The organism is Micropruina sp. (assembly GCF_047607385.1).
Classification (GTDB): domain Bacteria; phylum Actinomycetota; class Actinomycetes; order Propionibacteriales; family Propionibacteriaceae; genus Micropruina.
In genome coordinates this window covers 1-8,059 of sequence record NZ_JASGDE010000087.1, presented here as the reverse complement: position 1 = coordinate 8,059, position 8,059 = coordinate 1, and the positions used below count along the sequence as shown (strand labels likewise).

7 protein-coding genes and 1 pseudogene are annotated in these 8,059 nt (G+C 69.1%); 4 read left to right on the top strand and 4 right to left on the bottom strand.

All coding sequences use genetic code 11. From position 1 onward, the window contains the following. A partial coding sequence (gene gatA / locus QM582_RS07865) for an Asp-tRNA(Asn)/Glu-tRNA(Gln) amidotransferase subunit GatA (protein WP_415083294.1) occupies positions 1–1,409 on the top strand: 1,409 nt, incomplete at its 5' end. Positions 1,410–1,414: 5 nt separating this feature from the next. After that, the gene (gatB, locus tag QM582_RS07860) at positions 1,415–2,893 is read left to right on the top strand and encodes an Asp-tRNA(Asn)/Glu-tRNA(Gln) amidotransferase subunit GatB (RefSeq protein WP_415083295.1); all 1,479 of its coding nucleotides are present in this window, start codon (positions 1,415–1,417) and stop codon (positions 2,891–2,893) included. Between the two features lie 386 nt (positions 2,894–3,279). Here the strand turns inward: gatB and QM582_RS07855 are convergent, their stop codons facing one another. The 4 genes from QM582_RS07855 to serC all read right to left on the bottom strand — a co-directional run bounded on the left by QM582_RS07855 (position 3,280) and on the right by serC (position 7,193). Beyond that, positions 3,280–3,888, bottom strand: a complete 609-nt coding sequence (locus tag QM582_RS07855) for a hypothetical protein (protein ID WP_415083292.1) — start codon at positions 3,886–3,888, stop codon at positions 3,280–3,282. A 112-nt stretch (positions 3,889–4,000) separates the two neighbouring features. Beyond that, the gene (locus QM582_RS07850; protein WP_415083290.1) at positions 4,001–4,540 is read right to left on the bottom strand and encodes a ferritin; all 540 of its coding nucleotides are present in this window, start codon (positions 4,538–4,540) and stop codon (positions 4,001–4,003) included. 389 nt (positions 4,541–4,929) lie between these two features. After that, entirely contained in the window at positions 4,930–6,099 is a 1,170-nt protein-coding gene (locus tag QM582_RS07845; RefSeq protein ID WP_415083289.1) for a phosphoglycerate dehydrogenase, read from the bottom strand. A 14-nt stretch (positions 6,100–6,113) separates the two neighbouring features. Then, positions 6,114–7,193, bottom strand: a complete 1,080-nt coding sequence (serC, locus tag QM582_RS07840) for a 3-phosphoserine/phosphohydroxythreonine transaminase (RefSeq protein ID WP_415083287.1) — start codon at positions 7,191–7,193, stop codon at positions 6,114–6,116. Positions 7,194–7,301: 108 nt separating this feature from the next. On the opposite strand from serC, the gene QM582_RS07835 reads away from it, so the two are divergent. After that, the gene (locus tag QM582_RS07835; protein WP_415083285.1) at positions 7,302–7,805 is read left to right on the top strand and encodes a VanZ family protein; all 504 of its coding nucleotides are present in this window, start codon (positions 7,302–7,304) and stop codon (positions 7,803–7,805) included. Further along, positions 7,798–8,059: pseudogene (locus QM582_RS07830) on the top strand (IS256 family transposase); the annotation flags it as partial. The gene QM582_RS07835 and the pseudogene QM582_RS07830, both read left to right, overlap by 8 nt.

The following is an 8,059-nucleotide window of genomic DNA, read 5'->3' as shown; positions in this document are numbered from 1 at the left end:
CGGCCGTGGACGGCGCGGTGAAGGCGTTCCTGCACGTGGACGGCGAGCGCGCGCTGGCCGCCGCCGACGCGGTGGACGCCGCCCGTGCCGCCGGCGACGAGCTCGGCCCACTGGCCGGCGTCCCGCTCGCGGTCAAGGACATCTTCTGCATGACCGGCGCCCCGACCACCGCGGGCTCGCGGATCCTCCAGGGCTGGCGTCCGCCGTACAACGCGACGGTCACTCAGCGGGTGCTGGACGCCGGGCTGGTGGTGCTCGGCAAGACCAACCTGGACGAGTTCGCGATGGGCTCGTCGACGGAGAACTCCGGCTACGGCACCACCCACAACCCGTGGGACCACGACCGGATCCCGGGCGGCTCCGGCGGCGGCTCGGCGGCCGCGCTGGCCGCCTTCGAGGCGCCGCTGGCGCTGGGCACCGACACCGGCGGCTCGATCCGGCAGCCGGCGTCCGTCACCGGCACGGTCGGGGTGAAGCCCACCTACGGCGGCACCTCGCGGTACGGGGTGATCGCGATGGCGTCCAGCCTCGATCAGCCCGGCCCGTGCGGACGCACCGTGCTGGACACCGCCCTGCTGCACCAGGTGATCGCCGGCTGGGATCCGATGGACTCCACCTCGGTCAACGCCCCCGTCCCGGACGTGGTCGCCGCCGCCCGGCAGGCCGACGTGGTCGGGATGCGGATCGGCGTGGTCAAGGAACTCGGCGGCGAGGGCTACGCGCCGGGGGTGGAACTGCGCTTCCGCGAGGCCCTGGACGCCCTGGAACAGCTCGGCGCCGACATCGTCGAGGTCTCCTGCCCGAACTTCGACTACGCGCTGGGCGCCTACTACCTGATCATGCCCAGCGAGGTGTCCTCGAACCTGGCCCGCTTCGACGCCATGCGCTACGGGCTGCGGGTCGGCGACGACGGCACGGCGAGCGCCGAGGAGGTGATGGCCCGCACCCGCGGCACCGGCTTCGGCGCCGAGGTGAAGCGCCGGATCATCATCGGCACCTACGCGCTCAGCTCCGGCTACTACGACGCCTACTACGGCTCGGCGCAGAAGGCCCGGACGCTGATCGCCCGCGACTTCGAGGCCGCCTTCGAGACCGTCGACGTGCTGGTCTCGCCGTCCACGCCGACCACGGCCTTCCGGATCGGGGAACGCACCGACGACCCGCTGGCCATGTACGCCGCCGACCTGTGCACCATCCCGTCCAATATGGCCGGCAACGCGGCGGGCTCGTTCCCCTGCGGACTGGCCCCCGAGGACGGCCTGCCGGTCGGCTTCCAGGTGATGGCGCCGGTGCTCGCCGACGACCGGGTGTATCGGGTCGGGGCGGCGCTGGAAGGTGCCCTGGCGACCCGTTGGGGCGGGCTGCTGACCGACCAACTCTGGGCCCGAGAGAGTGGGGGAGCGCTGTGACCGTGATGGCCTATGAGGACGTGCTCGCCGCGTACGACCCGGCGCTGGGGCTGGAGGTGCATGTGGAGCTGAACACGGCGTCGAAGATGTTCTGCGGCTGCTCGACCGCCTTCGGCGCGGCGCCGAACACGCAGACCTGCCCGGTCTGCCTCGGCCTACCGGGGGCGCTGCCGGTGGTGAACGCGCAGGCGATCGAGTCGGTGATCCGGATCGGGCTGGCGCTGAACTGCTCGATCGCGCCGTGGTGCCGGTTCGCCCGGAAGAACTACTTCTACCCCGACATGCCGAAGAACTTCCAGACCTCGCAGTACGACGAGCCGATCTGCTTCGACGGCTGGACCGAGGTCGAGGTCGACGGCGTGACCTACCGGGTAGAGATCGAGCGGGTGCACATGGAGGAGGATGCCGGCAAGCTCACCCACGTCGGCGGTGCGACCGGCCGCATCCAGGGTGCCGACTACTCGCTGCTCGACTACAACCGGGCCGGCGTCCCGCTGATGGAGATCGTCACCAAGCCGGTGCTGGGCACCGGGGCGGCGGCACCCAAGGTGGCCCGGGCGTACATGGCGCAGCTGCGTGAGCTGCTGCGCGCGCTCGGCGTCTCCGACGTCCGGATGGAGCAGGGGTCGCTGCGCTGCGACGCGAACGTGTCGCTGGCGCCGTCCGGCTCGGACGTGCTGGGCACCCGCACCGAGACCAAGAACGTGAACTCGCTGCGTTCGGTGGAGCGGGCTTTGACTTACGAGATCCAGCGCCAGGGGGAGGTGCTGTCGTCCGGTGGCCGGGTGTTGCAGGAGACCCGGCACTGGCACGAGGACGGCGGCTACACCTCGCCGGGACGCTCCAAGGAGCAGGCCGAGGACTACCGCTACTTCCCCGAGCCCGACCTGGTGCCGGTGGCGCCGGCGTCCGAGTGGGTGGAGCAGCTGCGGCTGACCCTGCCCGAGCCGCCCGCGCAGCGCCGCCGTCGGCTGGTCGCCGAGTGGGGCTTCACCGAGTTGGAGATGCGGGACGTGCTGGGCACCGGTTCGCTCGACCTGATCGTCGAGACGGTGACCGCCGGCGCCGCGCCGGCGGCGGCCCGCAAATGGTGGTCGGGGGAGTTGGCCCGGCGCGCCAACGCCGCCGGTGTCGAGCTCGAGGATGTCGGTATCACCCCTGGTCAGGTGGCGGAACTGCAGGCGCTGATCGATGCCGGCACGATCAACGACAAGCTGGCCCGGCAGGTGATCGACGGCGTGCTGGCCGGCGAGGGTTCGCCGTCCGAGGTGGTGGAGGTGCGCGGCCTGGCCGTGGTCTCCGACGACGGCGCCCTGACCGAGGCCGTCGACGCCGCGATCGCCGCCAACCCGGATGTCGCGCAACGCATCCGCGACGGCAAGCTGCAAGCCGCCGGTGCCCTGATCGGCGCTGTGATGAAGGCGATGCGCGGTCAGGCCGACGCCGCCCGCGTCCGGGAGTTGATCCTCCAACGCCTCAGCTGAACACCGGGAACGGTTTCGTTCACCGGGGACGGTTCTCGACGGTCGAGTTTCAACCGCCGGGGACGGTTCTCGACGGTTGAGTTTCGACCGCTGGGACGGTTCTACTGCATCCGCGGGCGATTCATCGGCCGCCAGGTAGCTACTTAGGAGCACGTGGCTGCCCGCACTCAGGCAGCCACGCAGTCACGTTGACGCCGGTGAGCCAGAACCGTCCCTGAGTGGTTGAGATTCGACCGTCGAGAACCGTCCCCGATGGTTGAAACTCAACCGTCCAGAACCGTCCCCGATGGTTGAAACTCAACCGTCCAGAACCGTCCCCCGGTGGACGAAGGGCGTCGCGTAGCGGGTGAAGGTTGGCGGCCGGGGCGCTAGCTCGCCGGCGCCGCTCACCAGTCGGGCTCGAAGACCTGCTGGTGGTGCCAGTTACGGTACCCGCGGCGGCCGTGCACCCAGTAGCTGGCGTGTGCCCAGGCGGAGTCGGCGTCGACCGAGTAAGGGGACGACCGCACCACCCGACAGGCGCGGAGATCGACCAGCCGGTCCATCAGCCGGCTTTCGCTCAGCCGCGGGGCGAGTTGCTCGAACAGCTCCGCCTCCTCAGCGCCACCGCTGGCCAGCAGCGCATAGCCGATGGTGACCGCCTGATCGTCGGTCAACCCGTCCAGGCCGGAGCGAATGATCTCGTTGCGGACGATCGGAGGCGAGAGGAGCATCTCGTGACGCCAGTCGTAGCCGTCGTCGGCCAGCGCGGTGCGCAACGCATCCAGCACCAACTCCGGGAAGCAGTCCCGCTGCGCGACGGGCAGCAGTCGACGCAGCCGAGGCAGCAGCACGGTTTCCGTTCGCCCGATCCGGGACGCGAGCGCCGGCAACTCCAGCCCCTCGCGGACACCCTGGACCAGCAACTCGTAGTCGGCGATCACCCACGGCTGGCCGTGGCGGTTCGGCCGCTTGGCGGATTCACGGTGGGTGGGCAGGGCGATCAGCGATTCCATGACGGCACCTTTCACGACGGGATGTCGTCACAGACTGCCCGGCAGGTGTTGTCACGGGTGTCGCCAGGACAGGCCACGATGTTGTCCGCTGCCGCCGCTGCCCGGCGAAAAGCTACAGCGCTCCGCCCGCCGCCTCGGGTGCCGACGTGTCGTGCCCGGCGTCGCCGACGGACTCCCGGGCCAGGAACTCCTCCAGGTGGAACCAGTTGTCACCGGCACGTTCGGCGACCGCGAGCAGGGTGGACATCGACGACACCTCCTCGACCTGCTCCTTGAGGAACCACAGCATGAACTGCTCGCCGAGAGCGTCGTCCTCGGCCCGAGCTGCCCGGAACAGCGCCTCAATCTGGCCGGTGACCTCCTTCTCCTGACGCAGCGCCAAGGCGATCGGCGCGGTCACCGAGTCGAAGTCGGTCTGCGGGTCGTCCAGCCCACCGATCAGCGGATGGACGTCGCGGTCGAGCAGGTACTGCACCAGCATCATCGCGTGATTGCGCTCTTCGACGGACTGACGGTAGAAGTGCGCGGCCAATTGGGGCAGATCTTTGGCGTCGAACCACACCGCCACGGCGATGTACTGCTGGCTGGCGGAGAACTCGTTGCGGACCTGGGCCTGAAGCAGGCCCATGAAGGTGGAATCGGTCGCATTCATGCCGTCCACGCTACGCGCGATCCACCTGGTGGCAAGCCCTCGCGGCCTCGTCCGGCAGCCGGCGTCAGGATCCGTTCGGACGCCGGGCACGTCGATCTCACCATCGGTGCCCACTGTCAGGTTCGCCGACGGCTTTCGGGTTATTTCACGAAATCGGACGCGGAACCGGCCACTGGCTGCCGATGGCGAGATCGGCGAACTGGAAACCAAGGAGCGGTGAGCCGCGCAGCGAGGAGTGGATACCGGGGCGGCACACCACTCCGAGGTCAGAACTCCCCGGGCCACAAGCCGTCGGCCGAAACACCCCGACGGCTCACGATCGCGGACGCCAGAACCGGCCCGTCGACGACGCTGCGACATCCACCGACGCCGCAGCGACGTCCACAGACTCAGATCAGCCGCGCCGACAGCACCCCGGCGATGCTGCGGATCCGCTCCAGCAGCCCGTCCGGGACGGTGCCTTCGACGTCCACCAGGGTGTAGGCGAGATCACCGCGCGATTTGTTCAGCAGGTCGGAGATGTTCAGCCCGGCATCGGCCAGCATGGTGGAGATCTGACCGACCATGTTCGGCACGTTGCTGTTGGCGATCGCCACCCGCCGGGTGCCGGCGCCGCGGGGCAGTCGGGCGTCCGGGAAATTCACCGAGTTCTGGATGGTGCCGTCCTCCAGGTACCAGCGCAGCTCGTCGGCGGCCATCCGGGCGCAGTTCTCCTCCGCCTCGTTGGTGGACGCCCCGAGGTGCGGCAGGGTGACCACCCGGGGCCGCTTGTTCAGCGTCGGCGTCGGGAAGTCGCAGACGTAGCCGCGCAGCTGGTTGTTCTCCAGGGCGTGCAGCAGGCTGGGCTCGTCCACGATCGGTCCACGGGCGAAGTTGAGCAGCACCGCGGACGACTTCATCGCCGCGAACTGCTCGGCACCGATCAGGCCCTTGGTGGCCGCCACCAGCGGCACATGCAGGGTGATGATGTCGGACCGTTTGAGCAGATCGTTGAGCGACGTGACGTGCTCGACCTGGGACGACAGCGCCCAGGCGTGCTGCACGGTGATCCCCGGGTCGTAGCCGAGTACGTGCATGCCCAGCGAGACGGCCACATTGGCCACCTCGACACCGATCGCACCCAGCCCGATCACGCCCAGCGTCCGGCCGGGCAGTTCGAAGCCGACGTAGTTCTTCTTGCCGGCCTCGACCAGCTTGTCCATGGTGGCGTGGTCGCCCTCCAGCCGGTGCGCGAACGCGGCGGCGTCCACGATGTTCCGGGCGGCCAGGAACAATCCCGCCACGACGAGCTCTTTCACCGCGTTGGCGTTGGCGCCGGGGGTGTTGAACACCGGAATGCCGCGCTTGGAGTAGTCCGGGATCGGAATGTTGTTGGTGCCGGCGCCGGCCCGCGCCACCGCCAGCACGGACTCCTCGATCGGCTGGTTGTGCAGGCTCGCCGAGCGCAGCAGCAACGCGTCCGGGTGGGTGACGTCGTGGCCGACGAGGTAGCGGTCGCCGGGCAGCCGGGACAGGCCGACCTGGCTGATGGCGTTCAGGGTGCGAATGCGAAAAGGCATGGTGGTGGTGAGCGTCAGCCGTTGCTGCGCTCGAACTCCTTCATGAAGTCGATGAGAGCCAGAACGCCCTCCAGGGGCATGGCGTTGTAGATGCTAGCCCGCATGCCGCCGACGCTGCGGTGGCCGGCCAGGTTGGTGAGACCGGCCTGGGTCGCCTCGGCGACGAAGGTCTTCTCCAGTTCGGGCTTGGCGATCAGGAACGGCACGTTCATCCACGAACGGCTGTCCGCCTGCACCGGGTTGGAGTAGAAGTCGGAAGAGTCGATGAAGCCGTACAGCGCGTCGGCCTTGGCCTGGTTGCGCTGCGCCATCGCGGGCAGGCCGCCCTGAGCCTGCACCCAGTCGTAGACCAGGCCGAGCAGGTACCAGCCGAAGGTGGGCGGGGTGTTCAGCATCGAGCCGGCAGCAGCCATCTGGGCGTAGTTCCACACCGACGGCGTGGTCGGGCGGGCCCGCTCCAGCAGGTCGTCACGGACGATCACCACGCACATCCCGGACGGGCCCATGTTCTTCTGGGCGCCGGCGTAGATCAGCCCGAACTTCGACACGTCGACCGGACGGGACAGGATCGTCGAGCTCAGGTCAGCCACCAGCGGGACGTCGCCGGCGTCCGGGACGTAGCCGAACTCGACACCACGGATGGTCTCGTTGGGGGTGTAGTGCAGGTAGGCGGCGTCGGCGCCGACCTGGAAGGAACCCTGGGCCGGCACCCGGACGTAGTTGTCGGGCTTCTCGTCGACGATCACCCGCGGGGTGACGTACTTCTTCGCCTCCGAGATGGCCTTGGCCGACCAGTCACCGGTGTTCAGGTAGTCGGCCGACGCACCGTCGGCGGCCAAGTTGAGCGGGATCGCAGCGAACTGCCCGAACGCACCGCCCTGCAGGAACAGCACCGTGTAGTTGGACGGGATGCCCATCAGGGCGCGCAGGCTCGCCTCGGCCCGCTCGGCGCAGGCCACGAACTCCTTGCTGCGGTGGGACACCTCCATCACCGACATCCCGGAACCGTTCCAGTCGAGCAGTTCGTCCTTGGCCTGCTGCAGGACGGGCTCGGGAAGCATGGCGGGGCCAGCGGAGAAGTTGTAGACACGCATGCCGTGATTCTTCCAGCGTTGCGCCGGGGCTTGTGCCACGGCCACGTTTTCGGTCAGGAGGACCGAGACTCGGCGAGCCCGTCGAGCGTCGGCTGGCAAACTGGAGCGATGCCCGCCAGCCCCCGTTCTGCCACAGCACCCGATACTCGCCCGGACGCGGCCCTCGACCGCTCGCTGGCGGGCCTCGTCCGCAACCCGCCGCGCTGGCTGCGGATCGGCGCCTGGGTGGCGTTCGCGCTGGCCCTGGCCGCCCACTTCTACGGCCTCTACGCCCCGGTGGAGCCCGGGGCGGTGGAACTGTTCCCCTACGCCGACAAGGTGCTGCACTTCCTCGGGTTCGCCGCGCCGACAACCCTGGCGGTGCTGCTCTCCCGGCACTGGTGGCCGACCGTGGTGTTCGCCGGGCATGCCGTGCTCAGCGAGATCATTCAGGCCTCCTGGCTGCCAGGCCGGGACGGCGACATCACCGACGTGATGGCCGATCTCGCCGGCGTGCTGGTCGCGGTCGTGGTGTGGTGGTCGTGGTGCAGTCCTCGGAGAGACGGCAAGACCCGGATCAGGGACTGTACTTTCAACGGTGTAACTCCTATCAAGGAGGAACACGATGAGTAAGCAGTTGGAAGCGGTCCCGGTGGCCGTGGTGGAGGGGGTCGAGTCGAGCGTGGCGGTGACAGTGACGGGGCCGGCGGTGCCGGTGGTGGATCGGGGGCTGGTCGCGCAGCTGGTGGGTGAGGCGCAACGCCAGGGGCTTCCGGTTGATGGTGAGGGTGGTCTGCTGGCCGAGCTGACCCGGCTGGTGCTCGAATCGGCGCTGGAGGGCGAGATCACTGACCATCTTGGCTATGACAAGCACACCAAGGGTGCCT

Coding starts and splice junctions, on each gene's coding strand:
- gatB (WP_415083295.1), top strand. CDS start 1,415: ATGGCCTATGAGGACGTGCTCGCCGCGTACGACCCGGCGCTGGGGCTG.
- QM582_RS07855 (WP_415083292.1), bottom strand. CDS start 3,888: ATGGAATCGCTGATCGCCCTGCCCACCCACCGTGAATCCGCCAAGCGG.
- QM582_RS07850 (WP_415083290.1), bottom strand. CDS start 4,540: ATGAATGCGACCGATTCCACCTTCATGGGCCTGCTTCAGGCCCAGGTC.
- QM582_RS07845 (WP_415083289.1), bottom strand. CDS start 6,099: ATGCCTTTTCGCATTCGCACCCTGAACGCCATCAGCCAGGTCGGCCTG.
- serC (WP_415083287.1), bottom strand. CDS start 7,193: ATGCGTGTCTACAACTTCTCCGCTGGCCCCGCCATGCTTCCCGAGCCC.
- QM582_RS07835 (WP_415083285.1), top strand. CDS start 7,302: ATGCCCGCCAGCCCCCGTTCTGCCACAGCACCCGATACTCGCCCGGAC.